Below are 22,777 nucleotides of genomic sequence, written 5' to 3'. Positions count from 1 at the left end.
ACCCAAAGGGAAAAGAATGCACCCACCGCTCACCCAGAAGCAGGCTATTGTCGCATCGCTGCGCCAGCTCTTCGCTTTTTACCTGCTTTTCATTGCCATCTTCTTTAGCGGACGGGCCCTTTTGTTCGCGCTCTATTACGACCGCATCGCCGATGCCGGGGTCAGCCAGTGGTTCAGCTTCCTGCTCGGCCTGCAGATGGATACGATCGTCGCCTGTATCATCCTCGCGCTGCCCGTCCTTCTGCTCTTTACGGCGCCCCGGGTCCTCGGCGGCCCCGTCCGCACCTTCATCCGGGTCTATCTGCTCGTTTTTCTGCTGGCGGCCCTCTTTATCGAAAATGCGACCTTCCCCTTCTTCGCCGAATTCGACGTCCGCCCCAACGACATCTTTCTGAACTACCTCGATTACCCCAAAGAGGTGTTCGGCAACATCTGGGCGACCTACAAGCTCAAGCTGCTCGTCGCCGCCATCATGATGTCCGTGGCGGGGTACCTCTTCTGGACCCTGACGCGCAAGACATTTGAGGTCGTCTTCGAGATCAAGTGGCCCATCCGACTCCTGCTGCTGCTGCCGCTGGTCGCCGTGCTCTTCATCGGCATCCGCTCCTCCTTCAGCCACCGCGCGGCCAATATCTCCCTCGCGGTCTATACCGATTCGCACGTCGTGAACGAGATCACGAAGAACAGCCTCTACAGCATCGGCTACGCCTACTATTCGCAGAAGAAGCACGGCGTCGTCATGAGCAAATACGGCAAGATGCCGCTGAAAGAGGCCTATGAACGGGTCTCCCGCCAGCTGCGCATCCCCGTCGGCGACATGGAGGACCCCTTCCGGCGGACCCAACCGACCCACTTCCCCTCCGCCAAGCCGAAAAACCTTGTCATCTTCCTGCAGGAGAGCCTGGGCGCGCAGTTCGTCGGCGCCCTCGGCGGCGAGAAAGGGGTCACGCCCAACATCGACCGCCTCGCCGGCGAGTCCATCTTCTTCGACCATCTCTACAGCAACGGCACCCGCAGCGTGCGGGGGATCGCCGGCAGCGTCTCCGGTTTCCTCCCCGTGCCGGGCAAAGGGGTCGTCAAACGCAACAAGTCCCAGGAGGATTTCTTTACCGTCGCCTCCCTGCTCAAACCCTACGGCTACCGCAGCAGCTTCATCTACGGCGGGGCCAGCAACTTCGACAATATGCGCGGCTGGTTCTACGGCAACAGTTTTGATGTCCTGATCGATCAGCCCGAGTTCAAGAACCCCGCCTTCACAGGCATCTGGGGCGTCTGCGACGAGGACCTCGTCGTCCGGGCCAACGAAGAGTTCGCCAAGTGGCACGCCGAGGGCAAACCCTTCGTCTCCGTGCTCTTCAGTACGACCAACCACACCCCCTTCGAATTCCCGGGCGGGCGCATCGACCTGATCCCCGGCAAACCGAAGAACAGCGTCGAGAACGCCATCAAGTTCGCCGACTACGCCATCGGGAAGCTCATCGACGACGCCAAGCGCGAAGGGTACTACGACGATACCGTCTTCATGATCCTCGCCGACCACAACGTCCGTACCTACGGCGATGACCTCATCCCCGTCCCCAAATACCGCATCATGGGGATGATCCTCGGCGGCGGCATCAAACCCCAGCGCGTCGCCAAGCGCTCTACCCAGCCTGACGTCCTGGCCACGGCCCTCGACGCCGTCGGACTCGACCTAACCTACCCCATCCTCGGCAAATCGCTCTTCGAAGACCCCGAAAAAGAGATGGTGCTGATGCAGTTCCACGACATGTACGCCCTGCGCAACGGCGACAAACTCGCCGTCGTCCAGCCCGACACCCCGGCGTTGACGTTCGACCTCTCCGCAGAGGACCACCTGACCCCCGCGGCGCACAACCCGGAACTCGAACGCGACACGACGGCCTTTATCCATGTCATCAATGACCTCTACCAGCACAAGCGCTTCAAAGCCGAACCCGGCGAGGCGCAGTAACATCCCATGAGCGACCACCACCACTCCCACGATATCAGCGGCACGAAGCTGCTGATCGCCGTCGCGCTCAATATCCTCATTACCCTCGCCCAGCTGGCGGGAGGGCTTATTGCCGGGTCTCTGGCCCTGCTCAGCGACGCCCTGCACAACTTCAGCGACGTCATGGCCCTGCTGATCAGCTGGTTCGCCCACCGTATCTCCCACAAAGAGGCGGACAGCAGCAAGACCTTCGGCTACAAGCGGGCCGAGATCGTGGCTGCCCTTTTCAATGCCTCGGTGCTCGCGGGTATCGGCGTCTACCTCGTCTACGCTTCCGTCATGCGGCTGATCTACCCCGAACCCGTCCTCTCCTCCTGGCTGATCTGGATGGGGCTGCTGGGGATCGTCGTCAACGGCGGCAGCATCTTCCTGCTCGAATCCGACGCCCGGGGCAATATGAACATCCGTGCGGCCTACCTTCACCTGCTCGGCGACGTGCTCACCTCCGTCGCCGTCGTGCTGGGCGGTGTGGCCATCGCCCTGTGGCAGATCCACTGGGTCGACCCGCTCATTTCCATCATCATCGCCCTCTACCTCATTGCCGCCTCCGTGGGGCTCATCAAAGAGAGCACAGGGGTGCTGATGCAGTTTGCCCCGGAAACCGTCGATGTCGCTGCCGTCGCCGAGACCGTCTGCGGTGAGCCTGCCGTCGCGGGGATCCACCATATCCACCTCTGGCGCCTGAGCGACCACGCCATCCACCTCGAAGCCCACCTCGATTTCGCCGAAAACCTTCCCCTCTCCCGGGCGACCCAGACGGTGGAAGCCCTTGAAAAACGGCTGCAGGAGCGCTTCGGCATCACCCACACGACCTTCCAGTGCGAATACGGCCGCGACGACGACAAGCGGCGGATCCGCTAAGCCGACTCACGCGCCGCTCACACTTCTGTGCGATACTACCGTCAAAAGGAGCACTCATGCGGTACTTTCTAGCGATTCTGACCCTCTGTGCGGCGCTCTGGGCAGCGGAGACGGAGGAGATCGACACCCTGATCGATGCGGTCATCAACGCCCCCAAAGAGGAGCGGTTTGAGAAGATGAACGCCTTCAAACTGAAGATGCGCGAGCTTAACCAGCAGCAGCGCAGCGAAGCCCTCGAGGCCCTGCAGAGCCGGATGCAGACGGGCGAGGATGCGGCGGCACCGCAGCGCAAACCTGCGGGCAGCGAAGCCGTCATGCAGCAGCAGATGCGTCAGCAGCTCAAGACGCAGCAGCAAATGCAGCAGATGCAACAACAGCAGATGCATCCCCGCCAGGGTCAGTCGGTAAGATGAAACGGTTACTCCTGATCACGGGGCTGCTCGGCGCCTCCCTCTTCGCGGCTGCCGCAGAACGCGACAGCGATCTTGACGGCGTCGCCGACACCCTGGACCACTGCCCCGGCACCTCTTTTGATATGACGGTGGGCGCGGACGGCTGCCCCGTCGGCAGTGCGGGCACGGAGGTCACTTTTCTTGCGGGGCTTGGAATGAGCTACGCCACCGGGAAATACGGCGGAACGGAGAGCGTCGACTCCCTCTCGACGGACGCGATGGCGGCCGTCTACGCGGGGGACTTTTACGTGACGGGGCTTATCAGCTACTACCACTACGGTACGGCGGACCCGACCGTCGCCGACAGCAAGGACGGCGGCCTCTCCGACACCTTCCTCGGCGCCGGGTACGCCTTCAGCATCACCGACAGTCTCTTTATCACGCCGGGGGTGCACCTCAAGCTCGCCACCGCCGAGGAGGGGACGGGCACCGGCGAGAACGACTGGGGCGGCTCCGTGGTGGGGCTCTACCGTTTTGCGGCGCTCGACGCGTTCGTGCAGTACGGCTATACCGTCACGGGCGACAGCAGTACCGTCAAGTACCCTGACATCGCCTTCGGTTCCGCCGGCGTCACCTTCTACCCCACGCCGGCGAGCAGCGTGAGTTTCTCGTACGACTACTCCGAGTCGTATATCCCGGACACTACGGCGTTGCGCTCCCTCTCCGTGCTGGGGATCTTCCCGCTTTATGATACACTCTCGATAAAGGTGAACTACAGCCTGGGCCTGAGCGATTCGGCCAGCGATCACGCGGCCGGCATCATGCTCTTCGCCCGCTTCTAGGAGGGAGAATGGCGCGGATTCTGCTGCTCGAAGACGATCCGGTACTGGGCGAATCCCTGCAGGATCTGCTCACGCGCAACGGCTTTGAGACCGCCTGGGTGACCGACGGGGAAGCGGCCGCCGACGCGGCCTTCGATGCCCCCTTCGACCTCTACCTCTTCGACATCAACGTCCCGCTGCTGGGCGGCTTCGACCTGCTGAGCGCCCTGCGCGACGCCGAGGACCGCACCCCCGCCATTTTCATCTCCGCCCTGCGCGACATCGACTCGATGACCAAGGGGTTCGCCGCAGGCGCGGAGGATTACCTCAAAAAGCCCTTCGACATCGACGAGCTCCTGCTGCGCATCAAGGCGCGCACCCACCAGCTCGAACGGCAGCTCCGCTACGGGGAGATCACCTTCAACCCGGCTGACGGGCGGGTGAGCAAAAACAACCGCAGCATCGACCTCGGGGAGATCCGTACGGCGATCTTCCGCCTGCTCGTCACCAATGTCGGCCAGACCATCGACAAGAGCGAACTGCTGGAACTGCTGGAGCAGCCCACCGACCAGGCGCTGCGTTTCCATATCAGCCGCCTCAAGCAGCAGCTGGGCATCGACATCACCAACGTCCGCGGCGTGGGGTACCGTCTTGAAAGCCTCTGAAAGAGAATCCTTCTTCAAGAGCCTCGCGCTCTACTTCGTCACCATCGAGATCCTGATCGGTTTCCTGCTCTATCACAACTACCGCGAGGACGTCGGCAGCCTCAAACAGCAGCTATTCCTGGAGATGAAAAACTACAACTTCAATTTCGAGGGCGAAAAGTTCTCCCTCGATTTCGTCCCCAAACAGACGGAAGCCCCCCTGCTGGAACTGCGCGAGGATGCCCGGACGCTCTACGCCCTCTTTCCCCTCCCGGCCAATCAGCGCTACCTGCTCAAGATCTACTACCCGAAAACGGACTTCAAAGCCCAGACCGGCGCACTTCTGGGCCGCTACCTTCTCTTTATGCTTCTGCTCTCGGCCGTCGTCGGGGCGATGGCCTTCGGGTTTGCCCGCTACACCCTCCGCCCGCTGCGCAGCGCCCTGGCCCTGACCGACCGTTTCATCAAGGACATCATCCACGACCTCAATACCCCCGTCAGTGCCATTCTCATCAACACCTCGATGCTGAACCGGGAGGACAAGGCCGTCCGGCGGATCGAAAAGAGCGCCAAACTGATCGGCATGCTCTACCGCAACCTCCAGGAGTACCAGGGCGGCCTGCCGCAGCAGCGCGACACCTTCCGGCTCGACACCCTCATTGCGGAGCGGCTGGCCTTTTTCCGGGATCTCTATCCCGCGCTCACCTTTCATACCGCCCTCTCAGCGACGACGCTGAGCGCCAACCCCGACGCCCTGACGCGGATCGTCGACAACCTCCTCTCCAACGCCTGCAAATACAATGTCAAGGAGGGGGAGGTAACGCTGACACTCTCCGGGGACACCTTCAGCATTACCAATACCGCCGCGGCGCCCATCCGTTCGCCCCGCAACCTCTTTGACCGTTTCTACAAGGAGAGTGAACGCGGCATCGGGATCGGCCTGCACATCGTCAAAAAACTCTGCGACGAGGAGAAGATCGCCATCACCGTCACCCAGAGCGAAAACCGCGTGACCTTCAGCTGCACCCTGCCGCCGGAACAAACCGCGCGTTAGCGTCTGTTATAATAAGCCCGTCAAATCATTCGCCAAGGAACCCCATGCCGCCGTTTTCCCTCCCCGTGACCTCTTCCAAAGGCATTCCATGCAGATAGACGGACGCTTCTGGCTGCGCAAGGACGGCAGGAACTTCCTGGGCAACGGGCGTATCGAGCTGCTCGAAAAGATTGCCCAGACCGGCTCCATCCATGCCGCGGCGAAGGCGATGAAAATGAGCTACAAGGCCGCCTGGGAACGGGTCAACGCCATGAACGACATCGCCGACCGCCCCATCATCGAGAAGACCACCGGCGGACGCGGCGGCGGGGGGACGGTCCTCACCGCCCACGCCTACGAGCTCATTGCCACCTACAAGCGCTTCGCGGAGCTGCACCGCGAATTCATCAACCGCTTCGCCGAAGCGGGCGACGACCCCGAACGGCTCGCCCGCATCCTCTCGCGCACCTTCCTCACCACCAGCGCGCGCAACCAGATCACCTGCAGCGTCGGGAGCATCACGCCCCACGGTCTGCGTTCCGAACTGCGCCTGCAACTTCCCGGCGGTGACACCCTCTTTTCCGTGATCACCTCGACGTCGGTGCGCAACATGGGCCTGGAAGAGGGGTGTGACGCCTACGCCATCATAAAATCCAGCGACGTCATCATCAGCCGGGGCGCACCGGAAGCCTCCGACGATGTCAATATCCTGAAGGGGAAGATCACCTCTTTGCAGCGCAGCAGCGAAAACGCGGAGATCACCCTCCAGCTCGAAGGGGGCTCCAAACTGATCGGCGTGACGGACCTCGACGCCAGCGACGCCCTGGAAACGGCGATGGAAGCCTACGCCACCGTTGCGAAGAACCACATCATCATCGGGGCCTGAAGCGCCCGCACAGCATCCCGCACACACCCTTTTCTCATAACCGTTCATTTCTGAACAGCCCTTAACACAAAATTAATATCAGTTGATTATTATTTTCCGTTTCCCATATTTCAGAATCATTTTAAATGAGGAAGCAGTTTTAACCGGATGAAGAAGCATACCCGTCGACAATTTGGCGATGACAGACGGGTATGTTTGTGTTGTGTTACAACATTTTATTGTGCCATATCCCTATGACGAATCAAATGTTGTTTTTTCCCAATAGGCGCATTTTGGGTACCGAACCCACCCGAGTGCTACCTATGGAATCATCCCGTAGGGGCGCATTGCCTCTGCCGGGATTATCTGTTTGAGGAGAAACGGATGGATTTTATTGGCATGTTTCCGCTCTTTTATTTTCCCGATATCGGCTCCGCCTGGTTGATGGGCATCACCGGAACCATTCACATTCTGGCTTCGCACACCTCCGTCGGTGCCGCGCTGCTCTTCGCATTCCTGGCGCACAAGGCATACAAGGAGAACCGCACCGACCTCTATGACTATATGAAGAAATACGGCATGTTCCTGCTGATCTTCTCCTATGTCATCGGTTCCATCACAGGGCCGGGGATCTGGTATACGGCCACGGCGGCCAGCCCGCGGGGAATCAGCGCGCTGATCCACAACTTCGTCTGGGTCTGGGCCACGGAGTGGGTCTTTTTCATCTATGAGGTCATCGGCGTCTTCGCGCTGGTCTACTTCATCGACAAAATCGACCGCAGAACGCACCTGAAACTGACCTACACCTTCGCACTGGCCTCCGTCGGTACCCTGATGCTCATCATCGGCATCATCAGCTTCATGATGTGGCCGGGCAACGACGCCTTTTATCAGACGGGATCGGCCAGCGACGCGTTCTTCGGCGTCAACACCTTCCCGCATATGTTCCTGCGCATCGGTTTCATGATTATGATAGCCGGTGTCATCGGGCTGATCATCTCCAGCGCGATGAAGAACAAGGAGATCTCCAACGAGCTGACCCGTAAAATGGGCTACGTCAGTCTCCTCGGCGGCTTCCTCGTGCTCTTCTTCTTTATGTGGTACATCAAGACGCTGCCCGAGAGTGCGGATATCCTGCTGGGGATCTATCTCCCCTCGATTCTGACGACGCGCATCATCCTGATCGTCGCGTTTGCGCTCTATTTCCTGCTGGCGATTGTCAAGCCACAGTACATCCACCGCTCCCTGGCGATCGTCATGCTCTTTGTCATCGCTGTCGTCGGCCTTTGGCCGGGTGAAAAACTGCGCGAAAGCCTGCGCAAACCCTATGTCGCCGGACGCTACATCTACAGCAACCAGATTATCAGCCGGGACGTCCCGGGCAAAAACATCAAAGGCGAAGTGGAAATTATCGCCGCAAATGGGCTGCTGCGGGTCAATCCGTGGATCCCGGACCGGCTGCGCACGATCACGCCCGAAAACCGTCTCGAAGCGGGCCAACTGCTGACCAAACTCGCCTGTTCCAACTGCCATGCACTGGAACCGGGCGCCAAGTTCCGCCCGCTGATGGCACGCTTCGCCGGCCAGGACAAAGAGACGATCAAAGCCTTCATGCAGGGATCGCTGGCGACGGGGGCCATCCCCTATATGCCCAAGATCGACCTGCCCGACGCCGAGTTCGACGCGATGGCCGCCTGGATAGCGACCCAAACCAACTAAGGAGATGCCTATGGATGCTACACTGTTAAATACCCTTCGCGACCCCGCAGGGGTCCCGTTCTACCCGGTCGTCTTTCAGGCGCTCTATGTCCTGACATGGGCGCTGCACGCCGCCTTCGTCCTGCTCGCCATCGGCAGTATCACCCTCTCGCTCGCCGGCAGCGGCAAACAGAAGAAAAGCCCCGACTGGAAGCTCCTGACGGGGCATATGATCCAGACGGGCAAGATCAGCATCTCGCTGGCGATTCTACTGGGCATCGCCCCGCTGCTCTTTACCCAGGTTATCTACGACCCTAACTGGTACGTCACCAATGCCCTTTCGGGTATCTGGGTCTTCACGTTCATCTACGCATTGATCGTCGGCTATATGCTCTTCTACTGGTTCTATTACGCCAATAAAAAGGGCGGGGGCAGGACGATCGGCCTGATCAGCTTTGCTTTCATCGTCTTCGCCGGGGTACTGATGCACGTCTTCTCCGTCGAATCCATCCAGCCCAACGAGTGGATGAACTGGTACGCCCCGGGCGGCACGGTCGACACCTCCGGCCTCAACTTCCATATGGATCCGGTACGGCTGCTCTTTATGGTCTCGCTCAGCGCCCCGGTCGTCGGCATCTTTTTGCAGAACTACAGCGACTTCCTGAGTACGCGCAGCGATTTCACGAAAGAGTACATCGCCTTTTCGCGCCGCCTTGGCACGAAAATCGCGACCATCGGTCTTCTGGTGAGCGCCGCGCTCTTCGTCGCATGGATGTTTATGGAGGGGCTACTGTTCAACCCGCTCTCCCTCGCCATCGTCATCTCCGTGTTGCTCCTGCTCGTCATGATCAACGTCGTCAAGCGGAGCTACCTGACGACCCTCTGGCTGGTAGTGGTCGCCCTGCTGATCTCCGGCATGCGCGAGCTGATCCGCTTCCAGATCATGGGCGACCTGGGCTACTCCGTCTATGACTACCCCATGAACATCGACTGGCCCTCCGTCGTCATGTTTCTGCTCACCTTCGTCTTCCTGGGCTTCACGGGCGTCGCGTTCATCGCCACGCTCGCCTGGAAGGCCGGCAAGACCGAAGGGGTCTTCGACGCCAGTAAAGACGCGCTGGTGACCAGACTGGCCAACTCCACGTTCGCCATTTTGATCCTGTGGTGTCTCGTCTACTTCGGCTGGGGTATGTTCACCGTATTCAAAAACAGCTTCGCCTAGCGGGGCATACCGGGCCGCAGGCCCGGACGAACACTCCCGCAGGACAGTCCATTACCCCACGGGGCCGCTCTACACGCCCTGCCTCCTTGTACTTTCAAAGCGTACCGACACGATGCGGCTGTCCGGCCGGAGGGTTTGCAGCCCCCGCGCGACAAAAACAGCACCGTTTAAGACAAAACAAGACAATTTCGTTATATCATTCCAAAAACAACGCAAAATGTTCCGATTTTCGTGGAATGCCAACTGCATCAATCGTTGAAACAGCGTTATATCATTTAAAACATAATGGAGGGAAGCATGAACGTCTTTACAGAGAATGGCACGGCGATCCATGGCTTTAACCAGTGCGGCACCGGGCCGTTTGAAGGAGCCGGCGCCGCCCCGCGTACGGCCGATGCGAAGATCGACTTTGTCTATCCCGAGGTCACCTTCCCCTCCGACGCGCTCTACCGCGCATGGGGCCAAGCAAACATCCGCGACCTCGTCCGGTACCACCACGGCCTGCTGCGCAAGACGGTGCTGGGCGAGATGTTCCCCGATGACGACGACGCCTTTGCCGCCGCCACCGAAAAAGCCGCCGACTTCTTCATTGAGGCCCTCGGCGGACCGAAAACCTTCAGCGATGCCCACGGCCACCCCGCGCTCCGGATGCGCCACCTGCACCTCATCGTGGATGAAAAAGCCCGGGAGATCTGGCTGATGATGTACCGCAAGGCGATGGCGGAGCGTGCCATGCCCGCCGAACACGCCCGGGAGTTCTGGGAGTGGATCGAAGCCCTCTCCATCCGCATGATCAACCGCCGTACGACGGTCACCCCCATCACGCGCTACCCCTATGAACCCCTCGCGGGACGCAAGGCGGCGGAGTAGACAATGCACTCTTTTGCACCAAGCGTTATATCAAATATGATACATGAAAACGACCGCCATCACCGCCTGCAAGCGATGGGTGCGTCCCTGCTGATGCACGCCGCCTTGGTGGGCGCGTTCTTCTACGCACCGCACCCCTCGACGCCCCTCCTCACGGCCGAGCGGCAGACGATGGCGATCTCCCTGGCCGACTATGCGCCGCGTGCCGCAGCTGCGGCCGCCGCGCCGAAAGCGAAACCCCTCCCGGCCACACCGGCTGCACGCCCGAAACCGCCGGTAAAAACGGCAGCGGTGCCGGTACATGAAACGGTCAAGGCCGCGCCCCAGAGCGCTCCCGTTCCCCTCCCCAAAACCCCTGAGATAAAGACACCCGATGACGCGGCTTTATCTGAGGCGTTTGCCTCTCTTCCGTCCCCGCCCGTGGCCCCGGCCTCACACGCGGAAACTTCTCCTCACACACCAAACAATGCGTCAAGCGCTACACCGCTTGCCAACAACAAAAAAGCTGACCCAACCGGGCCGGACGCAACGGTGCTGGGACAGATACGTGCCATGATCGAATCCGCCATCGCCTACCCCGCCGCCGCAAGAAGGCTGCGGCTCGAGGGGGTGGTGACGCTCTCGTTCAAACTTGCTTCCAACGGTACGGTCGCTGCTGCGGAAATCTTACGCAGCAGCGGCAGTACGATTCTGGACCGTAAAGCGTTGCAAACGCTATGGGATCTCAGCGGCGATTTTCCCTCTCTTGAATCGCTGACCCATCTGACGATCCCGATTACCTTCTCACTTTCACACTCTTAGGAACCCACCATGAACAGACTTCTGCTTACCCTCTTTATATCGGTGCTCGTCTTGGTACCCCAGGCGCTTAGCGATATGAAAGAAGATCAGGCGACCGTCAAGAGGGTCTTCGGCTCTTCGCCGCCGATGAACTACCTGCTCTACGCCCTCGCCCCTGACAAAATGATCGGCCTCAACTTCGCGGCCAAGAACCCCTTTAACGGTGCCAATCCCGCCTACCTCGACGCGCGCTTTCTCGCGCTGCCCGTCATCGGCTCGTTCCACGGCAGCGGCAGCCGCATCAACCTCGAGAGTCTCATCGCCGCCCGCCCGGACCTTGTGCTGATCTGGGAAGACGACATGCTCGTGCAGACCGTGACCGACCAGATCACGAAACTGGGCGTTCCGACGATGACCGTACCGTTCCGGCAGATCGACTCGATGCCCGACGCCATGGAACGCGTCGGCGACGCCATCGGCGCGGGCAAACGCGGCCGGGAACTGGCCGACTACACCCGCACGGTCATTGCCGAGATCAACACCTCCCTGGCCGGCACCAAGCCGACACGCTACTACTACGCCGAGGGGCTGGACGGCCTCTCGACGGAGTGCGACACCTCCTTCCACGTCGTCGCCATGAACTTCGCCGGCGGCGAGAACGTCCACAAATGCCGCCAGAGCAACCTGCGCGGGCTGGAGAAGATCAACTTCGAGACCCTGCTGGCCTACGATCCGGAGGTGATCATCGTCCAGCACGCCATGGTCTACGGCGACCTCGTGGAGGACCCGATGTGGCAGCAGCTCCGCGCCGTCAAAGCGGGACGGATATACCTCGTCCCGACGCTGCCGTTCAACTGGGTCGACCGTCCGCCGTCGTTCATGCGCGTCATCGGCATCCAGTGGCTCGCCTCGCTTTTCCACCCCGAGGCGTACGACGTCGATCTGAAAGTGCGCGTTGCCGCCTTTTACAAACTGTTTCTCGGCGTCGACCTGAGCGCGCAAGAGATAGACGACCTGCTGGTGCCCTGACCGGGTCGCGAGCAACCAACAAGCCGCTGCGTTCGACGAAACACGGTCTCTCGGTGCGCAACGAAGAACACAGCATCAATACAGGTATCCGGGCTCTGCCTGGTGCCATGAAGAAACCAAGGAGAATCCACTTGAAACCCGTTTACACCTACCCCCTCGTTGCCGTCATGGCCGCCTCCGCCCTCTGGGCCGACCCCGTTAATATCGAACACATCGTCGTCTCCGACAGCGCGCTGGACGACACCCTCTACCAGGGCGACACCAACGGTTCCGATCAGCGCTTCGAAAAGAAGAGCATCACGACCCTCGGGACCCAGGCAAACATGAACCCCTTTACGGTCATCCAGTACTCCCCTTCGGTCAACTACACCCCCGCCGACACGTCCGGTTCCAACGAACCCTCCTACCACGACCCCATCCGCATCCGCGGCAAATCCCAGTCGGGCCCGGGGGGCGTCTATATGATCAACGGCATGCCGATCTCCAGCAACCCCGGCGGCGGCAAACAGATGCTCGACATGGAGAACGTCGCCTCCATCGACCTGCTCAAAGGGTACCTGCCACCGGAGAAGAACATCGGTTTCTCCAGCCTGATCGGCAAGGTAGACATGAACGTCAACGCGCCGCGGCAGCAGAGCAGCGGTACGCTTTCCCAGGCGTTCGGTTCGGACAGTTTCACCCGCTCCTTTGCACGCTTCGACAGCGGGCAGATGGGGGACGTCCGCCTCTTCGGATCGTTCTCCCACCTCGGATACGACAAGTACAAAGGCGACGGGGAACTTGAGCGCTTCAACGCCATGGCGGGGATCGCCTATACCCCCTCGGAGATGTTCAGCGCGGAAGCCTACGTCATCTACAACAAAGACGATCACCACAACTACTACGCCCTCTCCTATACCGAGGCCCAGGATCTGGAGAGCTACTGGGACAAAGATTTCGCCTCCGCCCGGCCGACGGCGGACAACGACGTCGATTACTACGACTGGAACAAACAGAATTTCGATACGACGGCCGTCCTGGCAACCCTGCAGTTCCGCCCAAGCGCTGACGACACGGTGACAATCAAACCCTACTACAAAACGGACAAGGGGGAGTACTGGAACGCCAGCGTCAACGCGAACCCTGCGAAAAACCGCGTCATCCAGTGGCGGATCGACCATGACCTCTTCGGGGGCGTCGCCGATTACACCCACCGCTTCTCCAAGGCCCTCAAGACGACGCTGGGCTACTGGTACCACAAACAGCAGCCTCCGGGACCGCCGACGGACCGCCTGAAGTACAAATCCGTCGGCGGCGACCTCGTTTTTGACGGGTACGCCTCCCTGGCCGAAACCGGGTACCACACCCTCCAGGCCCCCTTCGCGGAGCTCTCCGGCAGCCTCGGCGGCTTTGACTACAACGCCGGGCTCCAGTACCAGAGCTTCGAGATCGGCTCGCTCAAGAGCTACACCTTCGGTACCGACCTCAACACCAGCCAGAACTACGACACGGCGATCGCCCAGGGCACCCTCGACCCCTGGGCCAGCGTCAAGGCGAAGACCTTCCATACGTGGATCCCGTCGCTCTATGCCGGCTACCGTTTCGATGAACTCAACACGCTCTACGTCTCCTACGCCCGCACCTACGGCTTCGACGTCAACCTCTTCCCGACCTACATCAAGAACCGGGCCAACTTCGTCGCCAAGAACGTGACGCTGCAGCAGCTGTGGAACAAGCTCGAACTCGAAACCTCCGACAACATCGACCTGGGCTACAAGACGATGGTCGGCGGCGTCGCGCTGAACCCGGTGCTCTTCGTCTCCTTCGTCAAGAACAAGCAGGCCAACGTCTACGACCCCGAATACGGCGTCAACTATCCCGCCAACGTCGGCGACGCGATGGGCTACGGCGCAGAGTTCTCCGCTTCGGGTCCGGTCAGCGAATCGCTGGAGTTCATCGCGGGGCTCTCCTACAACAAGTACGCCTTTACGCAGGACTTCAAAAGCTCGCCGACGACGACGATCGACACGGAGGGCAAACAGGTCCCCGACGCGCCGGAGGTCCTGGCCAAGGCGGCGCTCTCCTACAGCGTCGGCGGCTGGATGATCACGCCGAGCGTGCGCTACACCTCCAAACGCTACGGCGACCTCCAAAACAGCCAGACCGTCGACGCCTACACCCTCTTCGACCTTGACGTCGCCTACCGCATCAACGGTTTTCTCGGCAGCAAAAGCGCCGTCTTCCGCCTCAGCGGGACGAACCTGACCGACGAGAAGTACGTGGCGACCATCATCTCCGCGGACAACGTCCTCGCGACGACGGGCACCTCTTCCACCTACCAGACGGGGGCGCCGCTCTCCGTCTTCGGATCGCTGAGTCTGTCGTTTTGACCAGGCGCACCTCATCCTACTGGCTCTTTCTGGGCGGGGGCACCCTGCTGCTCCTGCTGTCGGCGCTGCTGGCCCTCTCCTGGGGCCAGTACCCGATCGCGCCCGAAACGCTGCTCGCCTTTGTCAAGTACAAACTCTTCGGCGGCGCTGTGCAGGAGGAGTTCGCCCTGCTTGAGAACATCCTGTTCCAGATCCGTCTGCCGCGCATCCTTCTGGCTATCCTGATCGGTGCCGCGCTCGCGACGTCGGGCGCCGCTTTCCAGGCGATGTTCGTCAACCCCCTCGTCTCGCCGGGGATCCTAGGCGTCCTCGCCGGTGCCTCCTTCGGCGCCGCACTGGGGATGCTGCTGAGCGAACAGTGGTGGATCGTGCAAGCCCTGGCCTTCGCCTTCGGCTTCGTCGCCGTCGCCTTCGCCGTGATGGTGGGCTCCATGGTGACCAGTTCGCGCTCGACCGTCATGCTCGTGCTCGGCGGGGTCATCAGCGGTTCGCTCTTCACGGCGCTGCTCTCCGTCGTCAAATACGTCGCCGACCCCTACAGCACGCTGCCGGCCATCGTCTACTGGCTGATGGGCTCGCTCAGCATGGCCGAACTCGACGAGGTGCTGCTCGCCGCCGTGCCGATGGGGCTCTCCATCGCGGCACTGCTCGTGATGGGCAAGTATTTCGATCTGCTGAGCCTCGGCGACGAGGAGGCGCGCGCCCTCGGCATCGACGTCAAACGCATCCGCCTGACCGCCATTATCCTGGCGACGCTCGCCTCGTCGCTCTCCGTGGTGATGGCGGGCATCATCGGCTGGGTGGGACTCATCATCCCGCACATCGTCCGTATGGCCGCGGGACCTTCGCATACGCTGCTGCTGCCGCTGAGCGCCCTGGTCGGCGGAGCCTTCATGCTCCTGGCCGATTCCGTCTCCCGCCTGGCGATGAACGTCGAGATCCCCATCGGGATCCTCACCTCGCTCATCGGCATCCCCGTCTTTATCATCGTACTTAAAAACGCGAGGGCCGCATGGAACTGAAACCCGTCTATACCGTTAAAAATCTCTCTTTCGCCTATCCGAAACATTCCGTTCTCGATGGCGTCGATCTTGCCCTCTACCCGGGAGAGGTCGTGAGCCTGCTGGGGCCAAACGGCTGCGGCAAGAGCACCCTGATCCGCCTCATGCTGCGGCTGCTCGAAGGCAAAGGCGACATCCGCCTGCACGGACAACCGCTCTACAACTACAACCACCGCGACATCGCGACGCATGTCGCCTACATTCCGCAGTACCACAACGTCCCCTTCGGCTACAGCGTGGAGGAGATGGTCCTGATGGGGCGGGTATCGAAGCTGGGCTTTTTCGCCCACCCCTCCAGACGCGACCGAGATATCGCCCGCGCCGCGCTGGAGCGCGTCGGCATCGCCGACCTCGCTTCGCGCCCCTTCGGGCAGCTCAGCGGCGGCCAGAAGCAGATGGTGCTGCTGGCGCGCGCCATCGCCCAGGAGGTACGCACCTTCATCATGGACGAACCGGTCAACGGGCTTGATTACGGCAACCAGATGCGCCTGCTGCGGATGATCACGGAGCTGGCGGCAGAGGGCTACACCTTTTTAAAGACGACGCACTATCCCGACCATGCACTGCTGGTCTCCACCAGGGTCATTGTCATGCACGGGGGCAAAATCATCGCGAACGGCGATCCCGATGCAGTTATCACCCCCCGGATGCTGCGCCACGTCTACGACGTCGATGCGGAGGTGATCCGTCACCGTGAACGGGGCTGGTGCGTCCCCCATTTCACTTCCCCATCCCACACCCCATGTTCATAAGGAAAACCATGAAAAAAAACCTTGCCATCACAGGCTTACTCCTCCTGCAGCACGCCGCCACGGCCGACGATACCTATCTGGCCCCCGTCACCGCGACCGATTCGGCCTATTCCCAATTCGCCGAACGCGACGATACGCAGATCGACAGTCCGACCAACCCCTACCGCGTCGCCAAATCCGCCGCCTTCGGCACGGAGGTGATGGATGAGAAGGAGATCAAAGCCTACAAGGCCAAGAACGTCCTCGAACTCCTGAACATGGCGACGGGCCTGGACCTCACCTACCAGGGACGCCGCCACCCCTTCTTTGTCAACATGCGCGGCGGCGGCAGTATCACCTACATCGTCGACGGGGCCATTCTCCCCTCCAGCAGCGACCGGATGCTGCAGCAGCTCCCCGTCAACGCGATCGAATCGATCGAGATCGTCCGCTCGTCGACGGCCCTCTCCCTGGCCCCGTCCATCGGCATCGGCGCCTCGAACAGCGGCTCGGGCCTCAACATCGGTTTCATCGTCATCCGCACCAAACGGCCGAAAACCACCGAAGGGCTTCTCCACGCCTATTACGAACAGGCGATTTCGCAGCCCGCGGCGAACGGGCAGGATATCTACGTCGGGACCCGGCTGGACGAGGGCGCTCCCTACAACAGCTATGTCGGGATGATGGCCTCACGCTACGACCGCCCGAGCAAAGATTCGTGGTTCGACGGCAGCCGGGCCGTGTCGGGGATGGTCAACGGCGGCCTCACCCTCGGGAAACTCTCGCTGAACATGATGGGCTACATCGACAGCGGCCGCTTCGAAATGCAGCGCGGCGTCGCCGTCGACGGCACAACCGACAGCGCGAAATGGTACTACGATCCTGTCCAGACCCGCATCTTCTCCCTGGACGGCAATGTCCTCTGGAACGAGAACCAGATCACGCTCTTCTCCGCGGCGACGATCGCGTACGACCAGGAGGAGCACAACGAATATTTCAACAGCGCCGTGGCGTCGCAGCGTCACTACGAGGAGAAGACCCAGACCCTGAGCCTCCGGCACAACGCCCGCTTCGGCGACACCACCGTGCATCTCGGCGGACAGTCGACCCAGAGCAAAGGGTTCGGTCCCAACCTCTCCAAGGCCTACAACAGCTACAACACGACGGTGAACGGCTACTCCGTCGCCGCCGAACACTCCCTGTTCGACGGGATGCTCTGCCTCGACGCCGGCTACCGCTACGACGTCAAGCACATCAACCACGCCACGGCGGCCAAAAGCGAAGCACTGGCGACGCCGGATGCCAACAGCAATACGGACCTTCCCGCCGCCAACGTCTATACGGCGGGTGTGCTCTATAACATCGCAAAAGGGTACCGCCTGAGCGCGCGCTACTTCTACGGCAATGAAGGGACCTCCGGGGATTTCGACCTGATGACCGAAGACAACGCGACGCTCCACGGCGAACGGCAGCAGCGCTGGGAGATCGGTTTCGAGGCGGGCATCGCCCGCGCCTTCGTCCCGGCGCTCACCTATTTCGATGTCGCCATCGACAATGAAAAAACCGCGACGGGCAGCACCTACACCGACAGCGACGGCAACGAGTACTACTACTACACCGAGCAGGATTCCCACCGCAAGGGGGTCGAATTTCTCCTCAAAGGGCGCATCGGCAACACGACGAGCTACCGCTTCGCATGGACCCACATCATCGAGAATTCGACGACGTCCGGGGGCGTGACCACGGAGAGCCTCGGCGCCACGATGCCGCGCAACACCTTCAGCGCCCTGCTGAGCCACGCCTACGAGGCCTACCGTTTCAACGTCTCGGCCAAACGCGTCGACGGCTACTCCAGCTCACGCAGCCCGAAAGGGACCATGACAGGCCTGGACCTGGGGGACTATACCCGTGTTGACGCCAACATCGCCCGCGACTTCGTTTTCGGCGGCGCAACCGCCACCGCCAAGCTCTACGGGCGCAACCTGACCGACGACCACTACGCGACCCGCTACGTCACCGGCTACTACTACGACCGCGGACGGACCCTCGGGGCCGAAATCGCCTTCGCTTTTTAGGAGAAACCATGCGCTTTACCACACCCCTACTCCTGATGTCACTGCTGATGGGGACCCTCCTCGGCGGGAGGGAGATCACCGACATGCTCGGGCGCGACGTCGTCGTTCCCGCCGATCCCCAAAAGGTCTATGCCCCCTCGCCGTACGGTTCGTATGCGCTCTACGCCATGGACCCCGCGCTGCTGGCGGGCTGGATCTTCACGATCGACGCGCGCGCCTACCCCTACCTTGACCCGCGGATGCGGACGCTCCCCGTCCTCGGCCGGGTCTTCGGCCCGGGCCAGTCCGCGAACCTGGAGATCCTGCTCGCGCAGCAGCCGGACCTGCTGCTTATGTGGTCGCACCGCGACGCGTTCACGCAGAAAGAGGCCGAGCGCCTGCGTCTGCTCAACACGCCCGCCGTCTATGCCAAAGACGAGGCGCTGACCGATTATGCGGCCATTTTCCGTTTCCTGGGCAGTGCCCTCGGCCTGCCCGAACGGGGCGAAGCCCTGGCGCGCTACAGTGAGAACGTGTTCGCACAGGCCGAGCAGACCCTGGCCGAGATCCCGAAGGCGGCGCGCCCCAGTGTCTACTACGCGGAGGGCCTGGACGGCCTCTCCACCGAATGCGACGATGCCATCCACGTGCAGCTGCTCAAGCTCGCCGGCGACGTCAATGTCCACCGCTGCCACACCTCCAACCACAAGGGGCTGGAGAAACTCTCCATGGAGACCCTGCTGCAGTACGACCCCGACGTCATCCTCGTACAGGAGCAGACCTTCTTCGAGCGCATCGGCACCCATCCGTCGTGGCAGCACCTCCACGCGGTGCAGAAAGGGCAGGTCTACCTTATCCCCCGGCTCCCCTTCAACTGGTTCGACCGTCCCCCCTCTTTCATGCGCCTGCTCGGACTGCAGTGGGTGATGGCGACCCTCTACCCGGGGCAGTACGGCGAGGATATCCGCGAGACGACCCGCGCCTTTTACCGCCTCTTCCTCAACGTCTCCCTGACGCCCGAACAGCTGACGACCATTCTGAACGGAGCCCTCCATGAAAACCGTCTCTAACCTCGCGCCCCTTCGGCCCTCCGGCATCACACGGGTGATGCTCCTGCTGCTGGCAGCCTGCGTCACCCTCTGGGGCCGGGTGGTCACGGACGATTTCAACCGTACGGTCGAAGTGCCGGAGACGGTACGTTCCGTCTATGCGACGCACCCGCCCCTCACCATGAGCCTGCTGGCCTTCGATCCCCGGCTCGTCGCCGCTCTCAACTTCCCCTTCACCGACGCGCAGAAGCCCTATGCCGGGGCGGCGGCGCAGCGGCCGGTCGTCGGCGGCTTCTTCGGCCAGGGGCAGACGCCCAACATGGAGCTGCTGCTGCAGGTCAGACCCGACGTCATTCTGATGTGGGGGGATATGACCGGTGCCGACCGCATCCTCGCAAAGCTTGAAAAGCTCGGCATCCCCGTCCTGATGGTCCGCAACAGCACCCTCGGCGACCTCATCGGGCAGTTCCGGCTCTTCGGGACGCTCTCGGGCGACACGGCACGCGCACAGACGCTGATGCGCTACACCAAAGAGAGCCTGGGGCTGCTGGAACAGTACCGCACGCAGCTCGCCGCCGCGAAAAAAGTACGCTACTACTTCGCCGAAGGCCTCGACGGCCTCTCAACGGAGTGCCCGGGATCGTTCCACATACGCCCCTTCGATTTCGCCAGGGCGCAGAACGCCCTCGTTTGCACGATGAGCTCCAACTACGGCATGGAAAAGGTGAGCATGGAGAGTGTCATGCGCGCCGATCCTGACGTCATCGTGGCGATGGAACCCCAGTTCGTTGCCCATGCCCAAAAAGATCCCCTCTGGCGCAGCCTCCGGGCGGTCAAAACGGGGCGGCTGTTCCTGGTGCCGGCGCACCCCTACAACTACATTACCCGTCCCCCTTCCTTCATGCGGCTCATGGGCATCCGCTGGCTGATGCAGCAGTTCTACCCGGGGCTGCTCAAGGAGGATGAACAGGCCCGCTTCGAAGCGATCTTCTTCCCCCACTACAAGGAGACAGACCATGCTTACTGACAAACTGCTCGGCATCGCCGTGATCGGGATCGACCCCGTGCTGTGGGTGCTGCTCGCGATGAGCAGCGTCTCGCTCTTCGTCATCGCCGAGCGGCTCCTCGCCTTCCGCACCCTTGAAGCCGACGCCTCCGCCTACCCCGAGGCGCAGCTGCGCCTCAAACTTGAAAAGCGGCTGGGCATTCTGGCCACCTTCGGCAACAACGCCCCCTTTATCGGCCTTTTCGGCACGGTGCTCGGGGTCATCAACGCCTTTCACACCCTGGGCGCGGACGCCTCCTTCGGGGTCAACGCCGTGATGGGCGGGATCTCCGAGGCGCTTGTCGCGACGGCAACGGGGCTCTTTGTGGCGATTCCCAGCGTCATGGCCTACAACTACTTCGTGCGCCGCATCAAAACGGTCCTGCTCAAACGGGAGACGGGGGCATGAGCGCGTCGGCGATGGAGGAAGATCAGGAGATCAGCGAGATCAACATGACCCCCTTCGTGGACATTGTGCTCGTCATCCTGATCATCTTCATGGCGACGGCGACCTTCGTCGCCCAGGGGAAGATCCCGGTCACCCTTCCCAAAAGTTCGGCGCAGGCGGGGCAGAAAGAGCCCAAAAAGCCGACGGTGATCACAATCGAAGAGAACGGCCGCTACCACCTCAACGATGCGGAGGTGAGCGAAACGCAGCTGCGCACGCGGCTGCAGGAGCTCAACGCGACCCAGCGTGCCGTGGGGGTCATCGTGCGCAGCGATGCACAGACCCCCTTCGCATTCGTGGTGAAGGCGATCGACTGGTGCAAAAGCGCCGAGGTGAGCACATTCGCCATCCAGACCCAGCAGGAGCAGCCCCGATGAGAGCGCAGTACCGTTTCGTCACGGCATTGACCGTGACCACCACGATTCACGCGGCGATCGCGGGGGCGCTGATACAGACCGAACTCCCCGAACCCGCCGGCCGCGAGGCCGTGAAGATCGCCGTGGTCGATATCAGCACCCCCGAGCCGGAGGCCCCCAAACCCGTTGCACCGACGCCGAAGCCCCCGGCCCCGCCAATAAAAAAGCCGCTGCCGCCGAAAGTAGTGCCCAAACCGAAACCGGTGGCTAAACCGGTAGTGAAACCGTTGCCAAAACCGAAGCCTACACCGGCACCGGTAACGCCGTCCAAATCCGCATTAACCGCGGTGCCGCTGCCCAAACCGCCCGAAACACCGCAGGCTGCCCCGGCGGAAACGTCCGAAGCACCGGTCAGCGAGCCCGCGCCCCCTTCGGCATCCGCACAGCGCCGGCAGGCGGCCGAGAGCTATCTGGGAAGGGTACGCCAGAAGGTGCAGGCCTGCCTGTGCTACCCGATGACGGCCAGGCGGCTGCGGCTCGAAGGCGAATCGCGGCTGCGGTTCATTATCCTCAGCGACGGCAGCATCAACGCCCTGGCCCTGCAACGTTCCAGCGGCCACCGCACCCTGGACGAACAGGCACTGGCGACGATCCGCAACGCCGCACCCTTCGAGGCACCGCCGGAAGGGAAGGCGCTGAGCATCGTCCTTCCGGTCACCTTCAACCTCCGGCACGGCGGCTGATCGCGATCGCAGATCGTTATATCTATATTGACATAAAGGAAAAAACCATGAATGCGACCCATTCCAAAAAACACAAAGGCGCCGGCGACCCTTCCGGCTTTGATGCCATCGTCAGGGAGGTCTTCGCCCCCATCTACCCGGTCATCGCGTCGCAGATTATTCAACAGACGCAGACAACCCGGGGCGTCTGTCTCGATGCCGGCTGCGGCACAGGTGCACTGGGACGGGCCATGGCGCGACTGAGCGGATGCGAGGTCACCTTCTTCGACCAGAGCGAAAAGATGCTCGAATTTGCCCGCGGCTACGCCGACGCGGAGGCCATTACGGCGCGCAGCCGTTTCCTCCAGGGCGATATCCACGACATCCCGCTCCCCTCGGAAAGCGTCGATCTCGTCATCAGCCGGGGTTCCTCGCCCTTCTGGGATGACCAGAAACGGGCCTACAGCGAAATTCTCCGCGTGTTGCGCCGCGGCGGCCGTGCCTATGTGGGCGGCGGATTCGGCAGCGCGGAACTGCGCGAGCAGATCGTCAGCACGATGCTCGAGCGCGAACCGAATTGGGAAGAGCGTTTCAAACACCGCTCGAAAGCCATGCGCGATGCGCTGCCGCAGATCCTCGAACGGCTGCAGCCCGCCTCCTTCGAGATCATTAACGACGAGAGCGGCTTTTGGGCCCATATCTGCAAGTAGAGGGGC

At 61.6% G+C, this 22,777-nt stretch carries 22 protein-coding genes; all 22 read left to right on the top strand.

The features are described from left to right. The first annotated feature begins 16 nt into the window (after positions 1-16). The 22 genes from ACM66T_RS00395 (at position 17) to ACM66T_RS00290 (ending at position 22,771) form a co-directional block, all read left to right on the top strand. Complete coding sequence (locus tag ACM66T_RS00395; protein WP_231019613.1) at positions 17-1,972, top strand: LTA synthase family protein; 1,956 nt, start codon at positions 17-19, stop codon at positions 1,970-1,972. Between the two features lie 6 nt (positions 1,973-1,978). Then, positions 1,979-2,872 (top strand): cation diffusion facilitator family transporter, encoded by an 894-nt coding sequence (locus ACM66T_RS00390; RefSeq protein WP_416768668.1) that lies wholly within the window; start codon positions 1,979-1,981, stop codon positions 2,870-2,872. 56 nt (positions 2,873-2,928) lie between these two features. Beyond that, the gene (locus ACM66T_RS00385; RefSeq protein ID WP_231019611.1) at positions 2,929-3,285 is read left to right on the top strand and encodes a hypothetical protein; all 357 of its coding nucleotides are present in this window, start codon (positions 2,929-2,931) and stop codon (positions 3,283-3,285) included. Further along, positions 3,282-4,106 carry a hypothetical protein gene (locus tag ACM66T_RS00380; protein ID WP_231019610.1) on the top strand — a complete coding sequence of 275 codons (825 nt, stop codon included), beginning with the start codon at positions 3,282-3,284 and terminating at the stop codon, positions 4,104-4,106. Before ACM66T_RS00385 ends, ACM66T_RS00380 begins: the two co-directional genes overlap by 4 nt. Positions 4,107-4,114: 8 nt before the next feature. Further along, positions 4,115-4,750 carry a response regulator transcription factor gene (locus tag ACM66T_RS00375; RefSeq protein WP_231019609.1) on the top strand — a complete coding sequence of 212 codons (636 nt, stop codon included), beginning with the start codon at positions 4,115-4,117 and terminating at the stop codon, positions 4,748-4,750. Next, positions 4,737-5,783, top strand: a complete 1,047-nt coding sequence (locus ACM66T_RS00370) for a sensor histidine kinase (protein ID WP_416768667.1) — start codon at positions 4,737-4,739, stop codon at positions 5,781-5,783. The genes ACM66T_RS00375 and ACM66T_RS00370 overlap by 14 nt, the downstream gene beginning before the upstream one ends. Positions 5,784-5,871: 88 nt before the next feature. After that, on the top strand, positions 5,872-6,648 hold the full coding sequence (locus ACM66T_RS00365; protein WP_416768666.1) for a TOBE domain-containing protein: 777 nt from the start codon (positions 5,872-5,874) through the stop codon (positions 6,646-6,648). A 363-nt stretch (positions 6,649-7,011) separates the two neighbouring features. Beyond that, entirely contained in the window at positions 7,012-8,346 is a 1,335-nt protein-coding gene (locus tag ACM66T_RS00360) for a cytochrome c (RefSeq protein ID WP_231019605.1), read from the top strand. A gap of 10 nt (positions 8,347-8,356) precedes the next feature. Next, positions 8,357-9,547 (top strand): hypothetical protein, encoded by a 1,191-nt coding sequence (locus tag ACM66T_RS00355; RefSeq protein WP_231019604.1) that lies wholly within the window; start codon positions 8,357-8,359, stop codon positions 9,545-9,547. Positions 9,548-9,844: 297 nt separating this feature from the next. Further along, positions 9,845-10,417: a globin gene (locus ACM66T_RS00350; protein WP_231019603.1), complete on the top strand. Its 573-nt coding sequence runs from the start codon at positions 9,845-9,847 to the stop codon at positions 10,415-10,417. 3 nt (positions 10,418-10,420) lie between these two features. Beyond that, positions 10,421-11,218, top strand: coding sequence for a TonB family protein (locus ACM66T_RS00345; protein ID WP_416768665.1), 798 nt, complete (start codon positions 10,421-10,423; stop codon positions 11,216-11,218). Positions 11,219-11,227: 9 nt separating this feature from the next. Continuing rightward, positions 11,228-12,226: an ABC transporter substrate-binding protein gene (locus tag ACM66T_RS00340; protein ID WP_416768664.1), complete on the top strand. Its 999-nt coding sequence runs from the start codon at positions 11,228-11,230 to the stop codon at positions 12,224-12,226. A gap of 131 nt (positions 12,227-12,357) precedes the next feature. Then, positions 12,358-14,595 (top strand): TonB-dependent receptor, encoded by a 2,238-nt coding sequence (locus ACM66T_RS00335; RefSeq protein ID WP_231019600.1) that lies wholly within the window; start codon positions 12,358-12,360, stop codon positions 14,593-14,595. Next, positions 14,592-15,617, top strand: a complete 1,026-nt coding sequence (locus ACM66T_RS00330; protein WP_231019598.1) for a FecCD family ABC transporter permease — start codon at positions 14,592-14,594, stop codon at positions 15,615-15,617. Before ACM66T_RS00335 ends, ACM66T_RS00330 begins: the two co-directional genes overlap by 4 nt. After that, positions 15,608-16,408, top strand: a complete 801-nt coding sequence (locus ACM66T_RS00325) for an ABC transporter ATP-binding protein (RefSeq protein WP_231019597.1) — start codon at positions 15,608-15,610, stop codon at positions 16,406-16,408. The genes ACM66T_RS00330 and ACM66T_RS00325 overlap by 10 nt, the downstream gene beginning before the upstream one ends. An 8-nt stretch (positions 16,409-16,416) precedes the next feature. Continuing rightward, positions 16,417-18,462: a TonB-dependent receptor plug domain-containing protein gene (locus ACM66T_RS00320; RefSeq protein ID WP_231019596.1), complete on the top strand. Its 2,046-nt coding sequence runs from the start codon at positions 16,417-16,419 to the stop codon at positions 18,460-18,462. A gap of 8 nt (positions 18,463-18,470) precedes the next feature. Beyond that, positions 18,471-19,511, top strand: a complete 1,041-nt coding sequence (locus tag ACM66T_RS00315) for an ABC transporter substrate-binding protein (RefSeq protein WP_231019595.1) — start codon at positions 18,471-18,473, stop codon at positions 19,509-19,511. Further along, a complete protein-coding gene (locus ACM66T_RS00310) occupies positions 19,495-20,517 on the top strand; it encodes an ABC transporter substrate-binding protein (protein ID WP_231019594.1) in 1,023 nt (340 codons plus the stop codon). The genes ACM66T_RS00315 and ACM66T_RS00310 overlap by 17 nt, the downstream gene beginning before the upstream one ends. Then, positions 20,507-20,944 carry a MotA/TolQ/ExbB proton channel family protein gene (locus tag ACM66T_RS00305; protein ID WP_231019593.1) on the top strand — a complete coding sequence of 146 codons (438 nt, stop codon included), beginning with the start codon at positions 20,507-20,509 and terminating at the stop codon, positions 20,942-20,944. Before ACM66T_RS00310 ends, ACM66T_RS00305 begins: the two co-directional genes overlap by 11 nt. Then, the gene (locus tag ACM66T_RS00300) at positions 20,941-21,360 is read left to right on the top strand and encodes an ExbD/TolR family protein (protein WP_231019592.1); all 420 of its coding nucleotides are present in this window, start codon (positions 20,941-20,943) and stop codon (positions 21,358-21,360) included. Before ACM66T_RS00305 ends, ACM66T_RS00300 begins: the two co-directional genes overlap by 4 nt. Further along, on the top strand, positions 21,357-22,082 hold the full coding sequence (locus ACM66T_RS00295; RefSeq protein WP_231019590.1) for an energy transducer TonB: 726 nt from the start codon (positions 21,357-21,359) through the stop codon (positions 22,080-22,082). Before ACM66T_RS00300 ends, ACM66T_RS00295 begins: the two co-directional genes overlap by 4 nt. Before the next feature lie 47 nt (positions 22,083-22,129). Beyond that, on the top strand, positions 22,130-22,771 hold the full coding sequence (locus tag ACM66T_RS00290) for a class I SAM-dependent methyltransferase (RefSeq protein ID WP_231019588.1): 642 nt from the start codon (positions 22,130-22,132) through the stop codon (positions 22,769-22,771). Positions 22,772-22,777: the final 6 nt, after the last annotated feature.

This window comes from Sulfurimonas sp. ST-25 (genome assembly GCF_048079205.1).
GTDB classification, from domain to species: Bacteria; Campylobacterota; Campylobacteria; order Campylobacterales; family Sulfurimonadaceae; genus Thiomicrolovo; species Thiomicrolovo sulfuroxydans.
The sequence above is the reverse complement of the archived record's forward strand: the minus strand, read 5'-3'. Positions and strand labels throughout refer to the sequence as shown.

Bases quoted from the DNA above. Each gene is read 5' to 3' on its own strand.
- ACM66T_RS00340 (WP_416768664.1), top strand. From the start codon at position 11,228: ATGAACAGACTTCTGCTTACCCTCTTTATATCGGTGCTCGTCTTGGTA.
- ACM66T_RS00360 (WP_231019605.1), top strand. From the start codon at position 7,012: ATGGATTTTATTGGCATGTTTCCGCTCTTTTATTTTCCCGATATCGGC.
- ACM66T_RS00310 (WP_231019594.1), top strand. From the start codon at position 19,495: ATGAAAACCGTCTCTAACCTCGCGCCCCTTCGGCCCTCCGGCATCACA.
- ACM66T_RS00350 (WP_231019603.1), top strand. From the start codon at position 9,845: ATGAACGTCTTTACAGAGAATGGCACGGCGATCCATGGCTTTAACCAG.
- ACM66T_RS00380 (WP_231019610.1), top strand. From the start codon at position 3,282: ATGAAACGGTTACTCCTGATCACGGGGCTGCTCGGCGCCTCCCTCTTC.
- ACM66T_RS00295 (WP_231019590.1), top strand. From the start codon at position 21,357: ATGAGAGCGCAGTACCGTTTCGTCACGGCATTGACCGTGACCACCACG.
- ACM66T_RS00345 (WP_416768665.1), top strand. From the start codon at position 10,421: ATGCACTCTTTTGCACCAAGCGTTATATCAAATATGATACATGAAAAC.
- ACM66T_RS00365 (WP_416768666.1), top strand. From the start codon at position 5,872: ATGCAGATAGACGGACGCTTCTGGCTGCGCAAGGACGGCAGGAACTTC.
- ACM66T_RS00325 (WP_231019597.1), top strand. From the start codon at position 15,608: ATGGAACTGAAACCCGTCTATACCGTTAAAAATCTCTCTTTCGCCTAT.
- ACM66T_RS00305 (WP_231019593.1), top strand. From the start codon at position 20,507: ATGCTTACTGACAAACTGCTCGGCATCGCCGTGATCGGGATCGACCCC.
- ACM66T_RS00315 (WP_231019595.1), top strand. From the start codon at position 18,471: ATGCGCTTTACCACACCCCTACTCCTGATGTCACTGCTGATGGGGACC.
- ACM66T_RS00390 (WP_416768668.1), top strand. From the start codon at position 1,979: ATGAGCGACCACCACCACTCCCACGATATCAGCGGCACGAAGCTGCTG.
- ACM66T_RS00385 (WP_231019611.1), top strand. From the start codon at position 2,929: ATGCGGTACTTTCTAGCGATTCTGACCCTCTGTGCGGCGCTCTGGGCA.
- ACM66T_RS00375 (WP_231019609.1), top strand. From the start codon at position 4,115: ATGGCGCGGATTCTGCTGCTCGAAGACGATCCGGTACTGGGCGAATCC.
- ACM66T_RS00395 (WP_231019613.1), top strand. From the start codon at position 17: ATGCACCCACCGCTCACCCAGAAGCAGGCTATTGTCGCATCGCTGCGC.
- ACM66T_RS00290 (WP_231019588.1), top strand. From the start codon at position 22,130: ATGAATGCGACCCATTCCAAAAAACACAAAGGCGCCGGCGACCCTTCC.
- ACM66T_RS00320 (WP_231019596.1), top strand. From the start codon at position 16,417: ATGAAAAAAAACCTTGCCATCACAGGCTTACTCCTCCTGCAGCACGCC.
- ACM66T_RS00355 (WP_231019604.1), top strand. From the start codon at position 8,357: ATGGATGCTACACTGTTAAATACCCTTCGCGACCCCGCAGGGGTCCCG.
- ACM66T_RS00300 (WP_231019592.1), top strand. From the start codon at position 20,941: ATGAGCGCGTCGGCGATGGAGGAAGATCAGGAGATCAGCGAGATCAAC.